Source organism: Zunongwangia pacifica (assembly GCF_023499215.1).
GTDB classification, from domain to species: domain Bacteria; phylum Bacteroidota; class Bacteroidia; order Flavobacteriales; family Flavobacteriaceae; genus Zunongwangia; species Zunongwangia pacifica.
Window position 1 is genome coordinate 16,647 of record NZ_JAKHSK010000006.1, and the last position, 25,909, is coordinate 42,555.

26 protein-coding genes are annotated in these 25,909 nt (G+C 37.3%); 4 read left to right on the forward strand and 22 right to left on the reverse strand.

Annotation, left to right across the window (positions count from 1 at the left end):
* The first annotated feature begins 1 nt into the window (after position 1).
* Positions 2-655, forward strand: a complete 654-nt coding sequence (locus L1967_RS05545) for a WbqC family protein (protein ID WP_249600736.1) — start codon at positions 2-4, stop codon at positions 653-655.
* Here the strand turns inward: L1967_RS05545 and L1967_RS05550 are convergent.
* The 7 genes from L1967_RS05550 to L1967_RS05580 form a co-directional block, all read right to left on the reverse strand.
* Positions 645-1,694: an endonuclease/exonuclease/phosphatase family protein gene (locus L1967_RS05550; protein ID WP_249600737.1), complete on the reverse strand. Its 1,050-nt coding sequence runs from the start codon at positions 1,692-1,694 to the stop codon at positions 645-647. The genes L1967_RS05545 and L1967_RS05550 overlap by 11 nt on opposite strands.
* The gene (locus L1967_RS05555) at positions 1,695-2,609 is read right to left on the reverse strand and encodes a rhomboid family intramembrane serine protease (RefSeq protein ID WP_249600738.1); all 915 of its coding nucleotides are present in this window, start codon (positions 2,607-2,609) and stop codon (positions 1,695-1,697) included.
* The gene (locus tag L1967_RS05560) at positions 2,610-3,359 is read right to left on the reverse strand and encodes a rhomboid family intramembrane serine protease (protein WP_249600739.1); all 750 of its coding nucleotides are present in this window, start codon (positions 3,357-3,359) and stop codon (positions 2,610-2,612) included. It lies immediately after the preceding gene.
* Positions 3,360-5,219, reverse strand: coding sequence for a DNA mismatch repair endonuclease MutL (gene mutL / locus L1967_RS05565; protein WP_249600740.1), 1,860 nt, complete (start codon positions 5,217-5,219; stop codon positions 3,360-3,362).
* Positions 5,220-5,513, reverse strand: coding sequence for a hypothetical protein (locus tag L1967_RS05570; RefSeq protein ID WP_249600741.1), 294 nt, complete (start codon positions 5,511-5,513; stop codon positions 5,220-5,222). It lies immediately after the preceding gene.
* A gap of 144 nt (positions 5,514-5,657) precedes the next feature.
* Entirely contained in the window at positions 5,658-6,155 is a 498-nt protein-coding gene (ribH, locus tag L1967_RS05575) for a 6,7-dimethyl-8-ribityllumazine synthase (RefSeq protein WP_249600742.1), read from the reverse strand.
* Positions 6,156-6,163: 8 nt separating this feature from the next.
* Positions 6,164-6,955 (reverse strand): tetratricopeptide repeat protein, encoded by a 792-nt coding sequence (locus tag L1967_RS05580; RefSeq protein ID WP_249600743.1) that lies wholly within the window; start codon positions 6,953-6,955, stop codon positions 6,164-6,166.
* 147 nt (positions 6,956-7,102) lie between these two features.
* Here L1967_RS05580 and recF point away from each other — a divergent pair, with 147 nt between their 5' ends.
* From recF to L1967_RS05595, 3 genes are read left to right on the forward strand one after another with little or no spacing between them, the layout of a single operon-like run.
* On the forward strand, positions 7,103-8,182 hold the full coding sequence (recF, locus tag L1967_RS05585) for a DNA replication/repair protein RecF (RefSeq protein WP_249600744.1): 1,080 nt from the start codon (positions 7,103-7,105) through the stop codon (positions 8,180-8,182).
* Positions 8,179-8,616: a lipocalin family protein gene (locus L1967_RS05590; RefSeq protein ID WP_249600745.1), complete on the forward strand. Its 438-nt coding sequence runs from the start codon at positions 8,179-8,181 to the stop codon at positions 8,614-8,616. Before recF ends, L1967_RS05590 begins: the two co-directional genes overlap by 4 nt.
* Positions 8,603-8,896, forward strand: a complete 294-nt coding sequence (locus L1967_RS05595) for a DciA family protein (protein ID WP_041578752.1) — start codon at positions 8,603-8,605, stop codon at positions 8,894-8,896. The genes L1967_RS05590 and L1967_RS05595 overlap by 14 nt, the downstream gene beginning before the upstream one ends.
* Here the strand turns inward: L1967_RS05595 and L1967_RS05600 are convergent.
* The 15 genes from L1967_RS05600 to ilvD form a co-directional block, all read right to left on the reverse strand.
* Positions 8,871-9,053: a GNAT family N-acetyltransferase gene (locus tag L1967_RS05600; protein WP_249600746.1), complete on the reverse strand. Its 183-nt coding sequence runs from the start codon at positions 9,051-9,053 to the stop codon at positions 8,871-8,873. The two genes, L1967_RS05595 and L1967_RS05600, sit on opposite strands and share 26 nt — an antisense overlap.
* Positions 9,054-9,105: 52 nt before the next feature.
* Positions 9,106-10,380, reverse strand: coding sequence for an argininosuccinate lyase (argH, locus tag L1967_RS05605; protein ID WP_249600747.1), 1,275 nt, complete (start codon positions 10,378-10,380; stop codon positions 9,106-9,108).
* A gap of 132 nt (positions 10,381-10,512) precedes the next feature.
* A complete protein-coding gene (locus L1967_RS05610; protein WP_249600748.1) occupies positions 10,513-11,580 on the reverse strand; it encodes a M20 family metallo-hydrolase in 1,068 nt (355 codons plus the stop codon).
* Positions 11,580-12,353, reverse strand: coding sequence for an acetylglutamate kinase (gene argB, locus L1967_RS05615; RefSeq protein WP_249600749.1), 774 nt, complete (start codon positions 12,351-12,353; stop codon positions 11,580-11,582). The genes L1967_RS05610 and argB overlap by 1 nt, the downstream gene beginning before the upstream one ends.
* A gap of 440 nt (positions 12,354-12,793) precedes the next feature.
* Positions 12,794-13,741, reverse strand: coding sequence for an N-acetylornithine carbamoyltransferase (locus L1967_RS05620; RefSeq protein ID WP_249600750.1), 948 nt, complete (start codon positions 13,739-13,741; stop codon positions 12,794-12,796).
* Between the two features lie 116 nt (positions 13,742-13,857).
* On the reverse strand, positions 13,858-14,994 hold the full coding sequence (locus tag L1967_RS05625) for an aspartate aminotransferase family protein (protein WP_249600751.1): 1,137 nt from the start codon (positions 14,992-14,994) through the stop codon (positions 13,858-13,860).
* 2 nt (positions 14,995-14,996) lie between these two features.
* Positions 14,997-15,791 carry a pyrroline-5-carboxylate reductase gene (proC, locus tag L1967_RS05630; RefSeq protein WP_249600752.1) on the reverse strand — a complete coding sequence of 265 codons (795 nt, stop codon included), beginning with the start codon at positions 15,789-15,791 and terminating at the stop codon, positions 14,997-14,999.
* 22 nt (positions 15,792-15,813) lie between these two features.
* Positions 15,814-16,776: an N-acetyl-gamma-glutamyl-phosphate reductase gene (argC, locus tag L1967_RS05635; protein WP_249600753.1), complete on the reverse strand. Its 963-nt coding sequence runs from the start codon at positions 16,774-16,776 to the stop codon at positions 15,814-15,816.
* A gap of 18 nt (positions 16,777-16,794) precedes the next feature.
* Positions 16,795-17,976 carry an argininosuccinate synthase gene (locus L1967_RS05640; protein ID WP_249600754.1) on the reverse strand — a complete coding sequence of 394 codons (1,182 nt, stop codon included), beginning with the start codon at positions 17,974-17,976 and terminating at the stop codon, positions 16,795-16,797.
* Between the two features lie 15 nt (positions 17,977-17,991).
* Positions 17,992-18,621: a GNAT family N-acetyltransferase gene (locus L1967_RS05645; protein ID WP_084840186.1), complete on the reverse strand. Its 630-nt coding sequence runs from the start codon at positions 18,619-18,621 to the stop codon at positions 17,992-17,994.
* Positions 18,622-19,013: 392 nt separating this feature from the next.
* A complete protein-coding gene (ilvA, locus tag L1967_RS05650) occupies positions 19,014-20,282 on the reverse strand; it encodes a threonine ammonia-lyase IlvA (protein ID WP_249600877.1) in 1,269 nt (422 codons plus the stop codon).
* A 6-nt stretch (positions 20,283-20,288) separates the two neighbouring features.
* Positions 20,289-21,764 carry a ketol-acid reductoisomerase gene (gene ilvC / locus L1967_RS05655; RefSeq protein ID WP_249600755.1) on the reverse strand — a complete coding sequence of 492 codons (1,476 nt, stop codon included), beginning with the start codon at positions 21,762-21,764 and terminating at the stop codon, positions 20,289-20,291.
* Positions 21,761-22,300: an acetolactate synthase small subunit gene (ilvN, locus tag L1967_RS05660; protein WP_249600756.1), complete on the reverse strand. Its 540-nt coding sequence runs from the start codon at positions 22,298-22,300 to the stop codon at positions 21,761-21,763. Before ilvN ends, ilvC begins: the two co-directional genes overlap by 4 nt.
* Complete coding sequence (gene ilvB / locus L1967_RS05665; RefSeq protein WP_249600757.1) at positions 22,300-24,033, reverse strand: biosynthetic-type acetolactate synthase large subunit; 1,734 nt, start codon at positions 24,031-24,033, stop codon at positions 22,300-22,302. Before ilvB ends, ilvN begins: the two co-directional genes overlap by 1 nt.
* Before the next feature lie 11 nt (positions 24,034-24,044).
* On the reverse strand, positions 24,045-25,718 hold the full coding sequence (gene ilvD / locus L1967_RS05670; protein WP_249600758.1) for a dihydroxy-acid dehydratase: 1,674 nt from the start codon (positions 25,716-25,718) through the stop codon (positions 24,045-24,047).
* Positions 25,719-25,909: the final 191 nt, after the last annotated feature.

A 25,909-nucleotide genomic window follows, 5' to 3' on the forward strand; every position in this document is an offset into this window, starting at 1 on the left:
AATGAATACTGTTTTATTACATCCGGCCTATTTTGGCCCAGTTTCACAATACGCTGTGATTGCGCAATACGAGAAAATAGTTTTTGAAAACTTTGATAGCTACCAGAAACAAACTTATCGTAACCGGATGTATATCTACGATGCCAATGGGAAGTTATTATTAAACATTCCCGTTAAGCATAAATCATCGCTTACGGGAAAGGAATCTGACGGGCATCAGCTTTATAAAGAAGTTTTGATCGATAACTCATTTGAATGGCAGAAACAGCATTGGCGAGCTTTAAAAGCTTCCTATCAAACCTCTCCATTCTTTGAGTTTTATGAAGATGATATTGTCCACTTATATAAACAGCAATTCGCTCATTTAATGGATTTTAATTATCAATGCCAGGCATTTGTTTTTGATGCGCTGGGAATTGAGCCTGAAATTAAACAATCTGAAGAGTATTTTAGAAATCCTAAAGAAATGGATAATGGCCGACATCTTATTTCAGCCAAAAAGGATTTTAATTTTTCAGCAACTCCTTATCAGCAGGTATTTGAACCAAAACACGGATTTATCAATAACCTTAGTATTCTGGATCTAATTTTTAATTTAGGGCCGCAAAGCTTAGAATTCCTGGAAAACCAAAAACTTCCCGATTTTAATTTTTAATTGAAAAGGTAGTTAGGATCGGATAATGATCGGAATAAGGTACTTTAATCCTCTCATACGAATTTATCTCAAAAACAGTATCTAACAGATGAAAATCAATTCTTAGCGGAAAATAATTTAAGTTGTAAGTACTACTAAACCCCGACCCTTTCTTCACAAAAGCATCCTGCAACCTATCATTTGTAACCTGATTATAGGTATACGAAAAAGCAGTATTATTAAAGTCTCCACTTACAATGACGGGATATTCCGACGCATTTATTGAACGTTGTACTTTTTCTGACTGGTTTTGCTGTCTAACAAAACCACTCGATATATTTTTTACGACTTTTTTAGATTCCTGCTTATTTTTGAAATTATCGACTTCCTGAATATCTTCGGTAACTTTTAAGCTCTGAAAATGTATATTATAAAGCCGTATCGTGTCTTTTTTTATAATAACATCTGTAAATATGGCATTATTATTTTCTCCTGTAAAATTGTCCAGACTAAAATCTAAAGATCGCTTGGCAAGCAATGGAAACTTAGAAAATATGGCCTGTCCAAACGAAGATTTATCAGAACGATATTTGATAAATTTATAGGGATATTTTTTTTCCAGATATTCATTTTTGTAATATTCCTCTATGGTTAGAATATCCGGATCTGCTTCATCGATTACATCGTTAATTTTTTCAGGGATATCCTCTTCTTCTGTCCAATTCGATTTATTGAACATTCTAACATTATAATTCATTATAGAATATTCTCCGGCAGGCTCTTCGCTTGTAAATGGCCATCTATAAAACTTAGAAGCAAATCCAAATCCTACAATTATAATTAACAACGACAAAACCATTTGTCGCTTCATTCGCAATAACCAGTATAAAAAGAAAACAAGATTAGCGATAATTAAAATAGGAACCCCTAAGGTTAATACTGAAATTAAAGGATAACTTTTGGGTGGGATATATGGTAAAAAATAAGCTACAATTAAGCCTATCGCTAATACTGAATTAAAAAAGAAAATGAGTTTATCAAACCAGGATAGTTTTTTCATTTAATCGTCTTTGCCGGCCTGAAAAAGAAAATCTTTTTCTGCTTTCGTTAAACTTTCATAACCACTCTTACTTATTTTGTCTAAAATTGAATCAATTTTTTGTTGTTTTTCAGATTTAGACATACTCGAAGAAGTTCTGGAAGATGAAGAGGAAGCCGCCGAAGATCTTTTTTTAGAAGTTCTATGTACCGTTTTCATATTGGCCTTTTTCTCTCTCTTTTTAAATAGATTTGCTATGCCATCCATCAAATTTTCCCACCAGGCACCAATATCATTTCCCTTATGCAATTGCGTAGTGTATAGATATCCCAAACCTGCCCCACCAAGATGTGCTAAATGACCACCGGCATTACCCATAGGAATCTGAATGACATCTATTGCCACCAAAGCAGCAGCGATCCACCAAAATTTTAAATTCCCCAAAATCAGTAATCGAACGTACATATTAGGCGCCTGGGTAGCTACTCCTATTAATACCGCCATCACTCCCGCTGAAGCTCCAACAAGATAAGATTTACCACCAGCAAAGGCCGGAAATAGATTATAACTCAGCATAAAAACCAAGCCTCCTATAATCACTCCCAAAAAGTAATAATTTAATAGGCGTTTTGGTGAAAAGAAATTCAAAAAATATATTCCCGAAAAGTATAAAATCAGCATGTTCCCTAGTAAATGTAAAATTCCGCCATGCAGAAAAGAATACGAGATAATCGTCCAGGGTTTCAGGATAAATTCGGCAGGGTCTGATGGCAATACAAACCAGTCATAAAAATTGGCAAAGCCGCCTATTTTAAAAAGCGAAAATATCGTATTAAGAATACCGAAAAATAAGAATACAATCACATTTACAGCGATAAGTTTCTCTGTAACCGTGGCTGTATTTATTTTATATCGTATCTTATCTGAGGTCCTCATCTAGTTCCACCTATTTTGGTTAAACTGATTTTTCTTCCAGTACCACATGGTAATAAAGCCAATAACTGCTCCCCCAATATGCGCCCAGTAGGCCGTGTTTGAAGGTCCTAACAGAGTATTCCCGGTTACCGCGGAATACACATTTAAAAGAAAATATCCACCAATTAAATACTTTGCTTTTATGGGTATAGGAATAAACATAATGTATAATGGCAAATTTGGATAAATCACTGCAAAAGCAGCCATTACTCCAAAAATCGCTCCTGATGCTCCAACCATTGGCACCATAAAGGAACTGGCCAAATCGTTCACCAACGTATTACCGCCATTATACATCATCCCATAAGACTGCCCGTCAAACTGGCTTAGCAAATCATTGATTTGGGAAACAGTAGCGCCATTTTCGATCAAAGCATTGTAAGCCGAATTAAAGTCGAGATAAGAAAACAATATCTGTAGTCCTGCTGCTCCTAACCCGGCTGAAAAGTACAGGAATAAAAAGCGATTCTGACCAATACTTTGCTCTAAAAAACTTCCGAAGATATATAGCGCAAACATATTAAAGAAAATATGAGAAATCCCGCCATGCATAAACATGTGGGTAATCACCTGCCAAAAATGAAAGTTTTGATTCTCTGGAAACCATAAGGCAAAAAGCTCGTAAGCTTTTACACCTATCACCTGGCTACCAATAAAAAATAAAATATTTGCTATTAAAATAACTTTTACAGACTCCGAAATTCTTCCCATTTAGGTAAACTTTTTATCTAATTCATCCACTGTTAAGGTTACGAATACCGATTTATTAAACGGACTTACATCGGGTTCCTTGCAGGCGAACAATCGATTTACAATATGTTGCTGCTCTGTACTATTTAATAAAGTTCCAGATTTCACAGCCATTCCTTTTGCCAGGGATTTGGCCAGCAAATCGGTTTGTGAAAATCCATTATCGGGAACTTCATTTTCAAAATCAGATAGCAGCTGCTCTAGCAAAATACTAACTTCGCTTTCGCTAATTAACGTTGGTATCCCTGTAATCTCTACATTTTCGACCTCAATATTAGAAAAAATAAAACCAGTTTGTTCTAAAGATTCCTTAATTTCTTTAAGCATTTCGATTTCATGTGTGTTAAACTGCAATTGTAAAGGAAAAAGAAGTTGCTGGCTCACCGCTGCGGCGATGGTAATATTTTTTAAAAGCTCTTCGTACAAAATTCTGGTATGTGCCCGATTTTGATCGATCACCAAAATTCCGCTTTTCAATGTAGAGACAATATATTTTTTTTGAAGCTGAAAAGTACCTGCTTCAGACCCTGAATGATCATCATCAAAAAGCTTTCCGGTTACTTCTTCGCTTTCAAATTCTACCTGCCTAAATTGATGTTGATCGGCTTCAGGAGCGGTATTCAGTCCCGCATATAAACTTTCCCAGGATTGTGTATTTTCTTTTCTGAAATTATGACTTTTCCCTGACCGAATTGAAGTTGTATTTAACTCGCTTTCAAAAGGATTAAAACTACGATCTACTTCGATTTTAGGCACTTCTGCCTGCTTATTTTTATATTCATAAGGGGTATCCAGATTCGAATCTCGATCAAAATCCAAAACGGGAGCTACACTAAACTGTCCCAAACTATGCTTAATCGCACTTCTTAGCATGGCATAAAGCGCATGCTCGTCGTCGAACTTAATCTCCGTTTTTGTAGGATGAATATTAATATCAATACTCTTAGGATTTACATCCAGATAAAGAAAATAACTGGGATAGGTCTTTTCTTTTAGTAAACCTTCAAAAGCTGCGGAAACCGCGTGATTTAAATACGGACTTTTAATGAATCGATTATTCACAAAAAAGAATTGCTCGCCCCGGCTACGTTTCGCAAATTCTGGTTTCCCCACAAAACCCGAAATTTTTACAATCTCGGTATCTTCATTTACAGGAACCAGCTTTTCGTTGGTTTTCGCTCCAAAAATATTTGTAATTCGTTGTCGGTGATTTGTCGAAGGTAACTGAAAAAGTTCTCCCCCATTATGAAAAAGCGAAAAGGCAATGGATGGATGCGCCATAGCCACACGCTGAAATTCATCGATAATATGACGTAATTCTACCGCATCAGATTTTAAAAAATTTCTTCGTGCAGGAATATTATAAAAAAGGTTCTTTACACAAAGGGAAGTGCCTTTTGGTGTTACACACGGTTCCTGTGAAGTTACTTTGCTACCTTCTATTTTAATACAGGTCCCTACTTCTTCATCCTGTGGTTTGGTTTTTAATTCGACATGGGCAATTGCCGCAATAGAAGCCAAAGCTTCCCCTCTAAAACCTTTTGTATTTAAACTGAAAAGATCCTCAGCAGATCTGATTTTTGAAGTCGCATGCCGCTCAAAACACATACGTGCATCGGTAAGGCTCATCCCGGCACCATCATCTACCACCTGTATTAATGTTTTACCGGCATCTTTTATTACAACCTGAATATTTTGAGCATAAGCATCTATAGCGTTCTCCAGTAATTCTTTAATAACAGAAGCTGGGCGCTGTACTACCTCTCCCGCAGCAATCTGGTTCGCAACGTGATCTGGTAAAAGTTGTATTATATCACTCATTTAACGAGGATTCGAGAAGATAGACAAATCAAAATCTATAATCCACAAAAAAATAAAAATAAGGACAATGGCTACATAAATAACACGGCGATTGATTTCGCGATTACCGCGATTTCGGCTCGCCTTACGATCTCTAGACCATTGGGCTCCAAAATCTATTGCGTTTGTAGCTTCCCTATATTTATTAAATTTCGAATCAAAATCGTAAATATTACCCGTATCCTTACCGTTGTAGTAACGAGGAGTATAATTATAACGGGCGTTTTTCTTGGTTTTTAAAAAATTGACTCTCAAAATTATTGCTTTAAAACGTGGTACATCAAATTTACTTAAAAGCTTTCTAAAATAGAAGAGCTCTTTTATAAAATATAAAAAAGCAATAATAATGCCGCTTTAAAAAAGCGGCATTTAGATCATGATATGTACTACCTAAGATTATTAAAATCTGGCTTCTTTTCTTAATTGTGCCATTTTGATAGCTGCAACCGCAGCTTCAGTCCCTTTGTTTCCGTGCTTACCGCCAGAACGGTCTAAAGCCTGTTGCATGTTATTGTCTGTAAGTACGCAAAAGATTACCGGGGTATCGCCATTTACATTTAACTGGGTGATCCCATTAGAGACTCCCTGACAAACAAAATCGAAATGTTTTGTCTCGCCCTGGATTACACTACCTATAGCGATAATACCATCCAGCATATCATAAGTTTCCTGCATTTTCTTACAGCCGTAAGTTAATTCAAAACTTCCCGGTACATTCCAGCGTACTATTTTTTTCTCTAGTACGCCATGCTCTTTCAGGGTTTCAAAAGCGCCCTGAAATAAACTTTCAGTTACTTTATCATTCCATTCTGAAACAACAATCCCAAACCGAAATTCTTTCGCGTTTGGGATTGAAGATTTATCGTATTCCGATAGATTATTTCCTTCGGTTGCCATATATTGTATTAGTTCATTGCCTGAGCCTGACCAATAAATACAGGTGCTTCACCTGCCTCTGGCGACTCTGGATATTCGTTTTCTAATTTGTTTAGATATTCTAAAGCATCTTCGGCATTTCCTAACTCAAGTGCTGTAATAGCAGCTTTTAATAAGAATTTTGGTGTAGTAAAGCTATTCGATCTCATATTCGCAGCTTTTACGTAATAATCTAAAGCTTCTTCTGGTTGCTCTAATTGCATAAAAGCATCTCCAATACCACCAGTTGCCAACGGTGCTAATATCTCATCATCACTTTTAAAGTCCTCAAGATAATCGATAGCTTCCTGATATTTGCCTGTATAAAGATAAGCAAAACCAGCATTATAAGCAGCGATATTTGCACTTGGAGTACCTCCGTAATTATCGATAATATCTAAGAAACCATATTTACCCTCACCGCCGTTTAATGCAAGATTATAAAGTGAATCGCTTTGTGTGGCTCCTGCACTCATTGCTGCCTGCATATAATTTTGCGCCTGTGCCATCTCATTAGCAGCTTCAGCTTTCTTTGGCTCCTGAATCCATTGTTCGTAACCTAGATATCCCAAAACAGCGATTACCACAACCCCTAATACAATGTAAATGTATTTTTGATTGTCGGCTACCCATGTTTCGGTTCGACTGGCTCCTTCATCCAGCGTATTGAAAACTTCTTCTGTAGTGGATTGCCCATCTACATATTCGTTTTCATTGTTTTCTTCTACGTCCTGGATTTTCTCCTTTGGTGGTTTATATCCTCTTTTCTTATATGTTGCCATAAGATATTTTTAATGCGTGGCAAAAATATAATATTTTGTGAAAATTAAAAGGGAAATTATTTGTATTTTTTGAATATTTTAAGCTCTTTCGCTTAGGAATTTCTAGCAAGGCCCAATAATCAAAACCCTATTGATTTTCAGTAAATTATGCATCTAAAACAACTTTCCTTATTAAATTATAAGAATCTGGAGTCGTCTTCTTTCGAATTTGATCCCAAGATTAACTGTATGGTAGGCCATAACGGTGTGGGGAAAACAAATGTTTTAGACAGTATTTACCATCTCGCTTTTGGGAAAAGCTATTTTAATCCTATTACCAGTCAAAATATTAATCATGAAGCTGATTTCTTTGTGGTTGATGGTACCTTTGAAAAGAACGATAAAAACGAGCAAATTTTAGTCAGTGCTAAACGTGGCCAGAAAAAAGTCATCAAAAGAAACCAGAAACCTTATGAGAAGGTTAGCGAACATATTGGTTTTATTCCGGCAGTGATTATTTCTCCGGCAGATCGCGACCTTATTATAGAAGGTAGCGAAACCCGAAGAAAATTTATGGATGGCGTAATTTCCCAAAGTGATAACGGGTACTTAAATAATCTTATTAATTACACTAAGATTGTTTCGCAGCGAAATTCCCTTTTAAAATACTTTGCAGCCAATCATACATTCGATAGGGACACTCTTGAAGTATATAACCTTCAGCTAAATGATCTGGGGACAAAATTATATAAAAAACGAGTAGATTTTTTACAGGATTTTGTACCGATTTTCAATAAAAGATATGCTGAAATTACCAATAACAAAGAACCGGTAAGTATCGAATATAAAAGTCAGCTATCCGACAAAACACTATCGCAACTTTTAGAAGATCAGCTTCAAAAAGACATGGTTTTACAATATACCAGCGTAGGGACGCATAAAGACGACTTAAGTTTTGAAATTGAAGGGCATCCAATCAAGAAATTTGGTTCACAGGGACAGCAAAAATCATTTTTAGTAGCCCTAAAACTGGCTCAATTCGATTTTATAAAAAAAATTAGCGGTGTTAATCCAATTTTACTGTTGGATGATGTTTTTGATAAACTGGATGAACAGCGAGTAGCCCATATCGTCGCTTTAGTAGCCACGAACGAGCTTGGACAAATTTTTATAAGCGATACACACGCCGAACGGACTGAAAAAGTAGTTAAAGAAAGTAACCAAACCTATAAAATATTCAAATTGTGAAAAATACCGGAGTATTTTTTTTCCTATTCAGTTTAATTCTGTTAAGTTGTAATAAGCAGGACCCTAAAGAACAAATACAGTTTATAGAAGGATACTGGGAAATTGATAAGGTTGAAGTTAGCCCAGATTCTACCATCACCTACTCTATAAATGATAATATAGACTATTTTAAAGTAGATGGGAACAGCGGGCAACGTACAAAACTTAGGCCTGAAATAGATGGCTCCTTTAAAACGACCAATTCTGCTGAAAAAATTGAACTGAAAATTGAAGAAGACAGTCTTAGGATCTATTATAAAACGCCTTATGATAATTGGAAAGAGACCGTTTTAAAAGCATCGTCTGAAGAGTTGGTCATAAAATCCAATCAGGATAAAATTTATTATTATAAAAAATATACCCCAACAAGCATCGACACAAATGAAAAGGAATAATGAGAATTTGAGTTTAGGAGACGTTTTAAAAGAATTTGTATCTAAAAACAATCTTGAAAAAGGCCTTGATAAAGTGCATGTTCGCGATGCATGGAACCAACAAATGGGCCCTGCAATACAAAAATATACCACTGCTATAAAATTACAGGGAACTACACTTTACGTTCAGTTAAGTTCTTCGGTTTTACGAGAAGAATTAAGCTATGGCAAAGAAAAGATTGTAAAAATGCTTAATGAAGAATTAGGAAAAGAGCTTATTGAGAAATTAGTGCTTCGATGATTACAAAAGCCAATCGTTTCTTATCGTTTCGATCTTTAACAGCCGAATCCATCCAATGGCGCAATACTTCAGGATTTGATAAATCTGAAATAAAATAATACGACATCTCTGGAACCTGAGTCAATTTTGAGATTTTATCAAAATCATCAGGTTCCATTGGTCTTAAAAAATCTTTTTATTGGCTAATTGAAGGCTAAAATTGATCAATTTTAAAGCTTTTTCTTGGCGGCAATTTTATCTAAAGCTAGATTATCCTTGCTTCCTAAATGACTGTGTTTTCTTCCTTCTCCCGGTTGATAAGTCCCATCTTGAACCTGCCCCCCTATTTCTTTATAAGCGTCTCTAAAACTGGCGCCATCGATCACCAAATCGTTAATACTATCTACCGTAAACAGGTATTTATATTTTTCGTCATTAAGATCGATATCTTTAACGATGATCTGAGAAATAGAATACGAGAAAATATCCAGAATTTCTTTAATCCCTTCTACAGAAGTCATACTGTTTTCCTTAATTAACTGATAATCCCTGTGATAACCGCTTGGTAGATTATTGGTAATTAATACCATTTCGGTTGAAATAGCCTGAAGTTTATTCGATTTCCCCCGAATCAATTCAAAAACATCCGGATTCTTTTTATGAGGCATGATCGAACTCCCCGTAGTTAATTCATCCGGAAAACTTATAAAACCGAAATTCTGACTCATATACAGGCAAATGTCCATTGAAAAACGTGCCAGCGTATTCGCTAATCCAGCAATCGCTGAAGTTACCGTACGCTCACATTTACCCCTACTCATTTGAGCGGCAACCGAATTATATTTTAATGTTTTAAAGCCTAATTCTTTCGTGGTAAATTCACGATCTATAGGAAAAGAAGAGCCATAACCCGCGGCCGAGCCTAACGGATTTTGATCAGCTACTTTTAGAGCGGCATCTAGCTGAAAAAGATCATCGATTAAAATTTCAGCATAAGCCGAAAACCATAATCCAAAAGAAGACGGCATGGCTACCTGCAAATGTGTATAGCCGGGAAGTAATTTATCTTTGTATTGCTCGGCAAGACCTAAAAGGATATCGATTAATCCTTCTGTTTTTTGACGAATTTCGATTAGATTTTCTTTAAAATACAATTGCATCGCCACCAAAACCTGATCGTTTCGTGATCTTGCGGTATGAATTTTTTTACCGGTATCTCCTAAAACTTTGGTAAGCTCATATTCTATTTTAGAATGGACATCCTCAAATTCTTCTTCAATCACAAATTCGTTGTTTTCAACCTGTTTTTGAAGTTTATCTAATTCACTTAACAAAGCCGGCACTTCGTCTTTCTCTAAAATCCCGATCTCTCCAAGCATTTTAGCATGGGCTTTAGAAGCCGTAATATCATATTCAGCAAGATACATATCCAGTTCGCGATCGTTACCAACTGTAAACTTTTCAATTTTTTTATCGATGCTTATTCCTTTATCCCAAAGTTTCATTATGTAATTCTTTAAGTTTTCCCAATCAATAATATAATTGGGCTATGTTGATGTCATCCTGAACTTGATTCAGGATCTCACACAATCAGGATGAGATGCCGGATCGAGTCCGGCATGACAAAAATAGTATTATCATCTCAACGCTTTTTCTAACAGGGCGATATATTTTTCTATTCCTTCTTCTACTTCGTTCACGTAAATAAATTCGTCTGCCGAATGTGATCTTGTGCTGTCCCCGGGGCCTAATTTCAATGAAGAACATTTCAGCATCGCCTGATCTGACAGTGTGGGCGATCCATAAGTTTTCATTCCCAAATCTAATCCTGCTTTTACCAAATCGTGATCTAACGGAATATTAGACGAATTTAATCGTAAGGACCTTGGCTCGATACTATCTACCGGAGCATTCTCCTGTAAAAAATCACTAATCTCCTGGTTAGAATAACAATCATTTACACGAACATCGATCACCAAATCGACCTTTGCAGGAACCACATTATGCTGCGTCCCGGCCTTGATCTGGGTTACGGTTAATTTCACCTCTCCTAATTGCTTCGAAACTTCAGGAAATTTAATCGCCTCAAACCACTTTAAAACTTCCGCAGTTTTATAAATCGCATTGTCATTATTAGGATGTGCTGCATGTGATGGCGTTCCTTTAACAACAGCATCAAAAACCACCAGCCCTTTTTCAGCAACGGCAAGATCCATCAGTGTTGGTTCACCTACAATAGCCACATCTACTTTCGGCATGATAGGCAACATACAGGCAATTCCGTTTTTACCATTGGTTTCTTCTTCTGCAGTACCGGCAAAAATGATATTATAATTTAAATCTTCCCGATCATAAAACCAGGTGAAAGTGGCTAATAACGACACCAAACAGCCACTGGCATCGTTACTTCCCAGTCCAAATAATTTTCCATCTCGAATTTCAGCTTTAAAAGGATCATTAGTATACGCCGCATTTGGCTTTACCGTATCATGATGCGAGTTTAACAATAAGCTTGGTTTGGCCTCATCGAACGCTTTATTGGTTGCCCAAACATTGTTTAAATGTCTTTGATGCGGAATCTTATGCTGAACAAACCACTGCTCTAACAATTGTGCAGTTTGATCTTCTTCGCCAGAAAATGATTGCGTTTCGATTAGATGTTGAAGTAATTGAAGGGCTTCCTGCTGAAGTTCTTTAATTTCCATTACTGAATGATTTTTGTATGCGTTGTATTTTCTTTTAAAGATTGGTGATTTCCAAGATGAATTTTATGTACGCCCTGTTCTAAAGCCTCAAAGCAATTTTGAAGTTTTGGCAGCATTCCATCGGTGATCACCTGCTTTTCCACCAGCGTTTTATACTGGAGAAAATCTATTTCTTTGATAACCGATTCGTCATCTGAAGCATCAGCAAGTACGCCTTGTTTTTCAAAGCAATAATACAGCTCGGTTTCGTAAGATTTGCTCATTGCACGTGCAATTTCAGAAGCAATCGAATCAGCATTTGTATTTAACAGCACCCCTTCTTTTGTACAGGAAATTGCTGAAAAAACCGGCACCACGCCATCATTTAGCAAAGCGTCAATAAATTCGGCATTCACTTTTTCGATATCCCCTACAAAGCCATAATCGATAGTTGCAACCGGCCTTTTTACAGACAGGATACTTTGCCCATCGGCGCCGCAAAGCCCAATTGCATTTGTATTCATCGATTGTAATTTCGCAACGATATTTTTATTTATTAGTCCGCCATAAACCATTGTAATCACTTTCACCGTATCCTCATCGGTAATTCGGCGACCATCGACCATTTTGGTTTCGTAACCTAATTTTTCTGAAATTTGCGTCGCCATATTTCCACCACCATGCACCAGGATTTTATAGCCTTCCAGATTTTTAAAATCTTCCAGAAATTCATCGAATTTGGCGGTATCTTCGATCAATTTCCCTCCTATTTTTACAATTTTTAGTGGTTTCATTTTTTTGGTAATTAGTAGTTAGTATTTAGCTATTAGCTATTAGCTTTCAGCGATCAGCCTTCTCGATACAATTTTATATTACGCTATCGCTACAATAAAATCACTGGAAGTGAAAGTTGAGTTCAAAGTTCCAAATTTCAAGGTTTAAAGTTTATTGCTATTCTCATCTTCAAATTACTAAATCTATAGATCAACACTTAGCTTTAAACCATTCAAAATTTGCTGGTCACAGCATCTATCCTCTCTTGTCTTTATTCCATATTCTTGATTCCTGGTTCTTGAATCTTGTTTCAAATTCGCACATTATCAAATCAACTCATCAACATTCTACAATAATTGATAAATAAGACTTCTCGATACCATTTTATCTTCGCTATCGCTACAATAAAATCACTCGAAGTGACATTATTTTCAAATTATCGCATCACCCAATCATCACATTAATCCAGTTTTTCCAAAATTCGTTTTAAAACGGCCTGTGCTGCATAAGTTCTGTTGTTAGCCTGATGAATTACAGCGGAGTTTTCACTATCTAAAACCTCATCTGAAATCACCACATTTCGCCTTACCGGTAAACAGTGCATCACTTTGGCATCGTTAGTAAGCGCTAATTTTTCCTTCGAAAATGTCCAATTTGGGTCTGTAGATAAAACTTCGCCATACTTTTCGTAGCTACTCCAATTTTTTACATAAACAAAATCGGCATCTTTTAAAGCTTCATCCTGATCGTGATACACTTTAGTATCATTTAAAACGCGATCGCTTAGATCGTAACCTTCAGGGTTTGCAACACAAAACTCCACATCCATTTTCTGCATCATTTCAGCAAAAGAATTCGGTACAGATTGCGGCAAAGCTTTAGGATGCGGCGCCCAGCTTAACACGACTTTTAATTTATCTTTCTTTTTTAACTCGGTAATCGAAATTGCATCGGTTAATGCCTGCAAAGGATGTCCGGTAGAACTTTCTAAATTCACCACCGGTACACTCGCAAACTTTTTAAATGCGTTAATCACCTGTTCTTCTTCATCTTTTGTTTTGTCTTTTAAGCCTGGAAAAGCACGCACACCAATTACATCGCAATATTGCGACAATACCGCGGCAGCTTCTTTAATATGTTCGGCCTTATCTGAATTCATTATCGCTCCATCTTCAAATTCCAACGCCCATCCATCTGCACCAACATTCATCGTAAGCACTTCCATTCCTAAAAGGCGCCCAGCTTTTTCTGTACTTAAACGCGTGCGTAAGCTGGAGTTAAAAAACAACAAGCCCAGGGTTTTACCTTTTCCTAAACTGGCGGCTGAATTTTCTTTTTTAAGCTGGATCGCTTCCTGTATTAATTCATCAAGGTTTTCGATATCGTGAACGCTTGTGTAATGTCTCATTGAAATTGGTAATTATTAGTTTCTGTCATTCTGAACTCGTTTCAGAATCTCAATAGTATATTTCTTTATCTGAAATATGGGATTCCGTGCCGAGCACGGAATGACATAAAATATTTCTATTTTTGATTAGCTAAACTGATCTTTAAAGCTTTAAAAAAGTCATCAAAATGCTTTTTTTCAATATTTAATGGAGGTAAAATCCTCAGCAACTTTTTATTAGCGGCAGATCCGGTAAAAATTTGATGCACAAACAACAAATCTTTTCGAAGACTAGCGATTTCAAAATCGAATTCTAAACCAATCATTAATCCACGCCCTTTTATCTTTTTTATCTGCGGAATTTCTTTCGCCTGCTCTTTTACGAAATCGAACATTGCTGAAGCATTCTGCATCAAGTCTTCTTTTTCAAGAATATTTAGCACTGCTAAGCCAGCGGCACAGGCTAAATGATTTCCACCAAACGTAGTACCTAACATTCCATATTTTGGAGCGATATTTTTATCGATCAAAACACCACCTACCGGGAAGCCATTCCCCATTCCTTTTGCGATCGAAATGATATCTGGATGAATATTATGCTTTTGGAAGGCAAAAAAGTCACCCGTTCTCCCATAACCCGCCTGAACCTCATCTGCAATAATCATGGTTCCGTTTTCTTTAGCCAGTTTTTCTATTTGCTGGTAGAATTCGGTTGTCGCTTCATCCAAACCACCAACTCCCTGAATCACTTCAAAAATAACGGCGGCAACATCTCCTTTTTGTAATTCCGCAGTTAAAGTTTCCGCATCATTAAAGGCGATTTTGGTGATTTTATGACCTTTATTAAAAGGTGCTTTAATATTTTCGTTATCGGTAACAGCCACCACTCCAGAGGTTCTTCCGTGGAAAGCATTATCAAAATAGATCACCCGGTCTTTTCCTGTTGCAAACGAAGCTACTTTTAAGGCATTCTCGTTCGCCTCGGCACCCGAATTACATAAAAACAACTGATAATCTTTGCAACCGGACAGCTTACCTAGTTTTTCTGCTAATGCTACCTGAAGTGGATTTTTGATCGAATTGGAATAAAAACCAAGATTGCGCACCTGATTAGAAATTGCATTTACATAAGCAGGGTGCGAATGCCCGATAGAAATTACGGCATGCCCACCGTAGAGATCAAGATATTTTTTACCGTCCTTATCGAAAACATAAGTGCCTTCACCTTTTACAGGAGTGATATCGAATAATGGATAAACATCAAAAAGCTCCATATTTATTGTTCTGAAATGTTATTTATTTTTTTAAAAGATGCCTGCAAACCTTTAATTAAAGAAGAACTTAAACCATTATGTTCCATCTCGTTTAATCCTTCAATGGTACAGCCTTTTGGCGTGGTTACTTTATCAATTTCTTCTTCGGGATGCTTACCCGATTCTACCAGTAAGCTTGCTGCCCCTAAACAGGTGTTCATCGCCAGTTGTTGCGCATCTTTGGCATCAAAACCAAGTTGTACAGCGCCCTGTGTGGTTGCGCGAATTAAACGCATCCAAAAAGCGATACCGCTGGCACAAATTACCGTAGCGGCCTGCATCTTATTTTCGTTGATAATAATGCTTGTTCCCAAACGATTAAAAATAGCTTCGGCAATAGCGATACGCTTTACCCCTTTTTCGTTAGAACACATGCATGTCATGGATTTTCCTACAGCGATCGCGGTATTAGGCATCGCGCGGATTATAAACTGATCTTCGCCAATAATAGCTTCAATTCTATCGATTTTGAAACCTGTTATTGTTGAAATAATCACGTGCTTATCCGTAAGCAGGTCTTTAATATCTTCCAGAATACGTTCTAATTGCTGGGGCTGTACCGCAAAAATTAGAATGTCTGAATTTTTAACGGCCTCCTGGTTATCTGAAGTTACCGTCACCTTAGAATATTCTTCGTAAGATTTAATGGCTTCAGTATTTCTTTTGGTGAGGTAAAGCGTGGTAAACGCGTTATTTACGATAAGTCCTTTTGCTATGGACTTGCCTAAATTTCCTGCACCAATAATGGCTATTTTCATGGTTTAAGTTTTTAGAAATGGTCTAGAAATAACTAGCTTTAAGGTGTAATCCTGAATCCTCCGGTAAGCCACACATTAAATTCATATTTTGTACGGCCTGCCCTGAAGCTCCCTTTAGTAAATTATCGATCACACTGGTAACTAATAATTTATCGCCAAATTTCTCTAATTTCAGTAAACATTTATTGGTATTCACTACTTGTTTTAGATGTATATTTTCTTCCGTCACAAAGGTGAAAGCAGCGTCTTTGTATTGTTCTTTGTAAATCTTTTTTGCTTCTTCCAGGCTACCAGTGAATTTGGTATATGCCGTGGCATGAATTCCGCGAGAAAAATTCCCTCTATTCGGAATAAAATTTACGGTAGCATCAAAATCGGGTTGCAGCCATTTCAAACTTTGCCCAATTTCATTGAGATGCTGATGTTCAAAAGACTTATACGCTGAAAAATTGTTATCTCTCCAGGTAAAATGTGTGGTTGCTGAGAGTGAAACTCCGGCTCCGGTGGCTCCGGTAACGGCATTCACATGCCATTCGTCTTCAACTTTCTTGGCTTTTGCCAACGGAAGGATAGCCAGACTTATCGCCGTCGCAAAACAACCGGGATTTGCGATGAAATTCGCTGTTTTAATCGCCTCTTTTTTAAATTCGGGTAACCCGTAAACAAAATCGTGCTCACCGTTCATTCTATAATCGGTACTCAGATCAATGATTTTTGTGTTTGCTGAAAATTCATTTTCTGCTAAAAACTTTACCGAATTCCCATGTCCAAGACATAGAAAAACCACATCAACTTCTGTATTGATTTCCCCTGAAAATAAAAGATCGATCTCCCCAATTAAATCCTGATGCACTCCTGTAACCGGCGTTCCCGGCCTTGAGGTACTGTATATAAAATCGAGTTCAACATCGGGATGATAGGTTAAAATCCTTACCAGTTCTCCTGCTGTATATCCTGCGCCGCCAATAATTCCTGCTTTGATCATGATGTGCTAATTTTCTGATTATTTATTTTCTACCGACTGGTATATCTTACCGGCATTTGATAGAATTTTAATAAATCCTTTAGCATCATTGGCTGTCCAGGCTTTATTTTCTTCTCCGTAATTTCCAAAATTGCTATTCATCAAATCATAAGGTGAAGAAATTCCGTCTAAAATAAATCGGTACGGATGTAGGCTTACAAATACTTTTCCTGTTACCCGTTCCTGAGAACTTTGCAATAAAGCTTCAAAATCACGCATTACAGGATCTAAATACTGGCCTTCGTGTAAATGGGTACCGTACCAATTCGCCACATAATCTTTATGTTGTAATTGCCATTTACTAAGCGTATGCTTTTCTAGTAAATGATGGGATTTTATAATGATGCTTGCCGCAGCAGCTTCAAAACCTACTCTACCTTTAATCCCGATGATGGTATCCCCAACATGAATATCCCGACCTATCGCATACTTTTTTGCGATTTCTTCAAGAACCTGAATATTATTTTCTGGTAAATCTTCCTTATCATTAATAGCGGTAAGTTCTCCTTTGGTAAAACTCAGGCTAATTTTACCTACTTCTTTTTCTGAAAGTTGGGAAGGGAATGCAGATTCTGGTAATGGCTCGTGAGACGTTAGCGTTTCAGCACCTCCTACACTGGTTCCCCAAAGTCCTTTATTTACTGAATATTTAGACTTTTCCCAGTTCATTTCTACGCCATTGGCTTTTAGGTAATCAATTTCTTCCTGTCGACTTAATTGCTTATCTCTAATTGGCGTAATAATTTCAATTTCAGGAGCAATAATCTGGAAGATCATATCGAATCTTACCTGGTCGTTCCCAGCACCGGTACTACCGTGAGCGATATATTTGGCGCCAATCTCCTTAGCGTAATTTATAATTTCAATAGCCTGCACGATACGTTCTGCACTTACAGAAAGTGGATAGGTATTATTTTTTAAAACATTACCAAAAATAAGATACTTTACCACCTTAGTATAAAATGATGAAACTGCATCGATATTTTTATAGGTGGTTGCTCCTATTTTCTTTGCATTGTCTCCTATTTTTTGAACTTCTTCTTTAGAGAATCCTCCTGTATTCACGCTTACTGCATGAACTTCGAAACCTTCATTAGACAATGATTTTGCACAATATGAAGTATCTAATCCGCCGCTGTAGGCAATAACTACTTTTTTCATTTTTATTGGTAAGTTTTAATCTAGGTTATTTTTTTCCTTTTTATAAAAAAGGCTTTGTTTTATATTTTTTAGTCGTGTAAATGTTTTATCATTTAAGTCATGCTTTTTTCTATCCTTTTTCTTCTTTTCAGGATCGTAAAGCATTCCTGTACATAAGCACATTTTACGTTCGGTACGGGTTAGAATATCGTAGTTCTTGCAAGTTTGACAGCCTTTCCAAAAAGCTTCATCATCTGTAAGTTCAGAGAAAGTAACGGGCTGGTATCCTAACTCGTAATTTATTTTCATTACGGCTAAGCCTGTAGTAATTCCAAAAATTTTAGCTTCTGGAAAACGCTTTCTAGAATACTCAAAAACTGCCTTTTTGATATCTTTTGCAAGTCCCTGATTTCTATAATCGGGATGCACAATTAAACCTGAATTTGCAACGTATTTCTCGTGACTCCAGGTTTCTATATAGCAAAAGCCGGCAAACTTATCACCATCTAGCGCAATAATGGCGTTACCATTTTCCATTTTGGTAATCACATATTCTGGTGTACGGCGCGCTATACCTGTACCACGAACTTTGGCAGATTCTTCTATAGTTGTACAAATAACCTCTGCAAATTTTGCATGAGATTTATTAGCAATGACAATTTTCATTTGCTAAACGATTATTAGGATTGAAAAAATTAAATTGAAAGTTCTAACCGAAAAGGGAACCGGACTCACCTAAGTTCCATAAAAATATACACGCACTTACGTGCGGCGGGGAGTGCGGCGACGGCGTACGGGAACATAAACAACTGAAGGAGTTGATGGCCTGTTAAAAAGGGCAATCCAATCCTGTAAACCTTGAATAAGGCTTTCTAATATTTGTTGTATGTTCAGTGATTTTTTCAAAATAAAAGTTTCAAATAATATTAATAAGAAGATTATATAAGCATTACCTCATGCAGCGCACGGGGTATCGATTATTAATTAATATTATTTGAGCTTGTGTATTCACAATGTAAATGTAGCTTTTATTAACGGATTTACAAAGGTTTTTTTAATCAAATAATGAATTGAAATAGATCTGGAGTATCGTTAAGATATCTTCCATAAAAATTACGCTCTTTCATCCTTTTTATTAACGGCTGAAAGTCGGCTTTGTCTTTTAGCTCGATACCCACTACTGCAGGGCCATTTTCCCTTTCATGCTTTTTCGAATACTCAAAATGGGTTATATCGTCTGTAGCTCCTAAAACTTTATCTAAAAATTCGCGTAAAGCACCAGCTCGTTGCGGGAAGGTTACTACAAAATAATGTTTTAAGCCTGCATAAAGTAGAGCTCTTTCTTTAATTTCAGCCGTACGCGTAATATCGTTATTGCTTCCGCTAACGATACATACCACATTTTTACCTTTAATTTCTTCAGCAAAAAAATCTAATACTGAAATCGACATTGCCCCAGCAGGTTCAACCACTATAGCATCCTGATTATAAAGATCCAAAATGGTTTGGCATATTTTACCTTCAGGAATGGTCACCATTTTGTCTAAATTTTGCTTACAAATTTCAAAATTTCGGCTTCCAACTTTTTGTACAGCAGCACCGTCTACAAAACGCTCTATTTTATCTAACTCTACCAATCTTCCTTCTTTTAAGGAAGCAGACATTGATGGAGCACCTTCTGGCTCTATACCAATAATCTTTGTTTTTGGAGATAATTCTTTAAAAACCGAAGAAACTCCGGCTAACAACCCTCCACCTCCAAGTGGAGCAAAAACATAATCTATAGGTTCGTTGGCTTGCTCTAAAATCTCTAATCCAATAGTTGCCTGGCCCTCAATTACCTTTTCATCATCAAAAGGATGAATAAAAACAAGGTCATCTTCTCCTGCTCTTATCATTGCATTTTTGAAAGAATCGTCGAAAGTATCACCTTCTAAAGCAACCTCTACCCAATCACCACCAAACATTTTAGTTTGCGCTACTTTTTGGCTGGGTGTAGTGCTTGGCATATAAATTACCCCTTTAGCTTTTAATTTATTACAGGCAAAAGCTACTCCCTGTGCATGGTTACCCGCACTGGCACAAATCACACCTTTCTCTAACTGATCTTTAGGCAAGCTGGAAATCTTATTGTAAGCTCCACGAATTTTGTAAGAGCGTACCTGCTGTAAATCTTCCCTTTTAAGCATAATATTTGCTCCAAATCGATTACTATATGTAAACGATTCAGCTAAAGGCGTATGTACAACAACTTTAGATATTCTTTCAGATGCCTGTTTAACAGCTTCTATACTCGGTTTATATATTTGTGCCAATGCAGTGTCCATCATCAATTATTCATGTATTCTTTTCATTGCTGTCATCGCTTTTCTAAGCTTAGCTCCTACTATTTCTACAGGATGTTGTCTTAGCGCGTCATTTACAGCAATTAATTCAAGATTATCTACTCCGGTTTCCTCAGTTCCATAAGCATGACCAATAAAATCTTTATCTAAGCCATTTACATAATCTTTGATAAGTGGCTTACAAGAATGATCAAAAAGGTAACAACCGTATTCTGCCGTGTCAGAAATAATTCTGTTCATCTCGAACAATTTCTTTCTGGCAATGGTATTGGCGATAAGCGGAGTTTCATGTAGTGACTCGTAATACGCAGATTCTGCAATAATACCTGCTTCAACCATAGTTTCGAAAGCCAGCTCTACGCCAGATTTTACCATAGCAACCATTAATACTCCTTTATCAAAATATTCCTGTTCTGAAATCTCTTCTTCAGAAGCTTCGGTTTTTTCAAAGGCAGTTTCTCCGGTAGCGGCTCTCCATTCTAATAATTCTTTATCGTCGTTTGCCCAGTCTCTCATCATCCTAGAGCTAAATTCTCCAGAAATGATATCGTCCATGTGCTTTTGGAAAAGCGGGCGCATAATTTCTTTTAATTCTTCTGAAATTTCAAAAGCTTTAATTTTTGCAGGATTAGAAAGACGATCCATCATGTTGGTGATACCACCGTGCTTAAGGGCTTCTGTAATCGTTTCCCATCCATACTGAATTAATTTGGCTGCATAAGAAGGTTCTACTCCATCTGCAACCATTTTATCGAAACTTAAGATCGATCCTGTTTGAAGCAGTCCACAAAGAATGGTTTGTTCTCCCATTAAATCAGATTTAACTTCAGCTACAAAAGAAGATTGAAGCACTCCGGCTCTATGTCCACCGGTACCATAAGCATAGGCTTTAGCCCACTCCAGACCAATACCTAAATGATCATTTTCAGGATGTACAGCGATTAGTGTTGGTACACCAAAACCTCTTTTATATTCTTCTCTTACCTCACTACCGGGACATTTAGGAGCTACCATGATAACGGTAATATCCTCTCTTATTTGCATCCCTTCTTCAACAATATTAAAACCATGAGAATACGAAAGCACTCCGTCTTTTTTAATATGCGGCATAATGGCATTAATTACCCCGGTATGTTGCTTATCGGGCGTAAGATTAATCACCAAATCTGCTGATGGAATTAACTCTTCGTAAGTGCCAACTGTAAAATTGTTTTCAGTTGCATTTTTGTAAGACTGTCTTTTTTCTTTAATCGCTCCTTCTCTAAGTGCGTAAGAAATATCAAGACCGCTATCTCTCATGTTTAGTCCCTGATTAAGACCTTGAGATCCGCATCCTACAATAACTATTTTTTTATCTTTTAATGCAGCCACTCCATCACTAAACTCATCTAGTTCCATGAACCTGCAAGTCCCCAGCTGGGCTAATTTTTCTCGTAAAGAAAGGCTGTTAAAATAGTTTGTCATGATATTGAATTTGTTGTATTAAATTTTTCTAAGATTCCTGTTATTGGCATTTCATTTTTGGTTACCGCAATGGTTCCTGAACGTACAAACTGCATCAGCCCATAAGGCTTTAAAGTTTCATAAAGTTCGTCTACCTCATTGCGCTTACCGGTTTTTTCGATTACAAAGAATTTTGGGGTAACGGTAACTATACGTGCGTTTGTTGCTTTAATAAAAGCCTGCACATTTAAATCGTCTAAAAACTCTGAAGATTTAATTTTATATAGAGCCGTTTCCTGATAGATCATTTCTTCAGCGGTGTGATAAAAAGCTTTAATTACTTCAATTTGCTTTTCAATTTGCCCCACTATTTTCTTGATCTGTTCTTCGGTAACCTCAACTACTATAATAAAACGCATCACCTCTGGCACCTCACTTGGCGAAGCGGTAATACTTTCTATATTAATATGTCTTTTTAGGAAGATTGCCGCAATTCGGCTTAACAGTCCTAAATTATTTTCAGTATATATCGAAACTGTGAAATTTTTCTTTTCCATTACTCTAAAATTATATCTGAAACTGATGCCCCAGTTGGTACCATTGGGAACACATTTTCTTCCTGTTCTACTTTTACTTCTAGGAAATATGGGCCGTCGTGATCGATCATCGCTTTTACTGCATCCTTAAGTTGCGTACGATCTGTAACCCGGTTGGCCTCGATATGATATCCTTTTGCAATCGTTACAAAATCTGGATTGGTCATTTCGGTAGAAGCGTATCTTCTGTCAAAAAACAGCTGTTGCCATTGTCTTACCATTCCTAAAAATCCGTTATTCAGAATAACGATTTTTACCGGTACTTTAGTCTGGAAAATAGTCCCTAATTCCTGAATGGTCATTTGATATCCTCCATCACCTATCACAGCCACCACTTCTCTTTCTGGTGCTCCCATCTTGGCTCCGATAGCGGCTGGTAAAGCAAATCCCATAGTACCTAAACCACCACTGGTTACGTTACTTCTGGTTTGTGTAAAATCGGAGTAACGACAGGCTGCCATTTGATGCTGCCCTACATCTGATACGATTACTGCTTTACCTTCAGTATTTATATTAATTTCCTGAATAACCTCAGCCATTCCTAAATCCTGTTTATTGACATCAAGATTTCGGCTGATCACCTTCTTATATTCAGTTTTATATAATTCTTTAAATCTGTTATGCCATTCTTTATGAGAATTTGGCTTTACCAGTTCCATAAGTGCCTTGAGCGTTTCCTTTACGTTTCCTAAAACCGGAAAATCGGCATATACATTCTTATTAATCTCGGCAGGATCAATTTCTAAATGCACTACTTTCGCCTGCTTTGCATAATGGTCTAAATTACCGGTCACACGATCATCAAAACGCATCCCAATGGCAATTAAGACATCACACTCGTTGGTAAGGATATTTGGCCCATAATTTCCGTGCATTCCAACCATTCCTACATTTAAAGGATGCTTGGTAGGCAATGCAGAAAGTCCTAAAATGGTCCATGCTGCAGGAATTCCTGTTTTCTCTACAAACTCCTTAAATAACTCCTCGGCACCTCCAAGAATTACACCCTGACCAAAAACGATCATTGGTTTTTTAGCTGAATTGATGGCCTCTGCCGCCTTTTCTATCTGGATTAAATCCACCTCAGGATTTGCCTTATAACTGCGGATTCCGCTACATTTTTTATAATTGAATTCTAAAGAAGCAAATTGAGCGTCTTTAGTAATATCTACTAATACGGGACCGGGACGACCGGATTTTGCGATGTAAAAAGCTTTTGCAATCACCTCTGGAATTTCTTCAGCTCTGGTTACCTGATAGTTCCATTTGGTAATAGGGGTCGAAATCCCTACAATGTCGGTTTCCTGAAAGGCATCACTTCCTAAAAGATGTGATCCTACCTGTCCCGTAATACACACTAAGGGTGTAGAATCTATTTGAGCATCGGCGATCCCGGTGACAAGATTGGTCGCTCCGGGACCAGATGTGGCCATGGCCACCCCTACTTTACCGCTTACGCGAGCATAGCCCTGTGCAGCATGAGTAGCTCCCTGCTCATGCCTGGTAAGGACGTGGTGAATTTTATCCTGGTACTTATACAATTCATCATACACCGGCATAATGGCACCGCCAGGGTAACCATAAATCGTCTCTACGCCTTCCTCTAACAAACACTTAATTACCGCTTCTGCTCCAGAAACCGTCATTGAAGTATCTGCCGATGTTTTTTCGAAACTAGCTGTTTTTACTTCCATAATTCACCAATTTAAAACTCATCGGTCACACATCCTTTAGATGCCGATGAAACTGTTCTCGCATATTTATATAAAACACCTTTGCTAAATTTTAAAGCCGGTGCTTTCCAGTTTTTTCTTCTTTCTTCTATTTCTGCATCAGTAAGATCTACATGTATAGAATCATCTTCTGCACTAATGGTAATTTTATCCCCATCTTTTAATAGAGCGATCATACCGCCTTCCTGAGCCTCAGGAGTAATATGCCCCACTACAAAACCGTGGGTTCCTCCAGAAAATCTACCATCTGTAATTAAAGCTACATCTTTACCCAGTTTCGCTCCCATAATTGCTGAAGTAGGTTTAAGCATTTCTGGCATTCCGGGACCTCCTTTTGGCCCTTCGTAACGAATGACCACTACATCACCTTTCTTCACTTTTCCTTCAGAGATACCATCATTCGCCTCGTATTCACTTTCAAAAACCTTTGCTGTTCCTGTAAAGCTTAGTCCTTCTTTCCCGGTAATTTTTGCCACAGCACCTTCTTCTGCCAAATTTCCATGAAGAATCCTGATATGACCTGTTTTTTTAATGGGCTGATCGATTGGGTAAATAACGTCCTGACCTTCTTCTAAATCTGGAACATCGGCCAGATTTTCTGCTAAGGTTTTTCCGGTAACAGTCATACAATCTCCATGCAGCAAACCATGTTTCAACATGAATTTTTGAACGGCAGGAATTCCCCCAATTCTATGAATATCTTCCATAGCATATTTACCGCTTGGTTTTAGATTGGCTAAAAATGGTGTGCTATCTACAATCTTTCCAAACTCTTCTATCCCCAAATCGATTTCTGCTGAACGGGCAATCGCTAAAAAGTGTAGTACGGCATTTGTAGAACCACCAAGTAGCGTAAGCAATCTTATCGCATTTTCCAGTGACTTTTTAGTTACAATATCTCTAGGTTTAAGATCTTTCTCTATAAGAAGTCTCATCGCCTCACCGGCTTTTACACTTTCTTCTTTTTTCTCTTCGCCCACCGCAGGGTTAGAACTGTTATAAGGTAAAGACATTCCCAGTGTTTCTATTGCAGATGCCATTGTATTTGCAGTATACATACCACCACAGGCTCCTGCACCGGGACAAGCTTTTTCGATCACACTATCATATTCTTCCTGATCGATATCACCACTTACTTTCGCCCCCCAGGCTTCAAAAGCTGAAACAACATCTAATTTTTTACCATTATGACAACCTGAAGCGATTGTTCCGCCGTAAACTAAAACTGAAGGCCGGTTTATACGTAGCATCGCCATTAAAGCGCCCGGCATGTTTTTATCACAACCTACCACCGTTACCAATCCATCATAAGACATGGCATTTACAACAGTTTCCATAGAATCTGCTATAATATCGCGTGAAGGCAGTGAAAAACGCATTCCCGGTGTTCCCATAGAAATACCATCACTTACCCCAATAGTATTGAAAATTAATCCCACAAGGTCCGCAGAAAGCGTTCCTTCTTTTACCAGTTTTGCAAGATCATTTAAATGCATGTTACAAGGATTACCCTCGTATCCTGTACTGGCAATTCCTACAAATGGTTTATTAAAATCTTCTTTAGTTAAGCCTATTGCATGAAGCATGGCCTGTGATGCCGGCTGGGAATCACTTTGGGTTAAAATACTACTATACTTGTTATTCATTACTAATTTTTCTCGTCTCGTTAGATAAAATTACCGCCTTCAAAATGCCTCTGTTTTTTAGCTAAGATTGCTTAATTGTTTTCAACGACATATTTAACAGTATAAAATATTGATTTACAACAATTTAAACACTTCTTTTTTACGACTGCTGAAACTATCAAAAAACGTTTAATTTTTTATTGATTTAACAT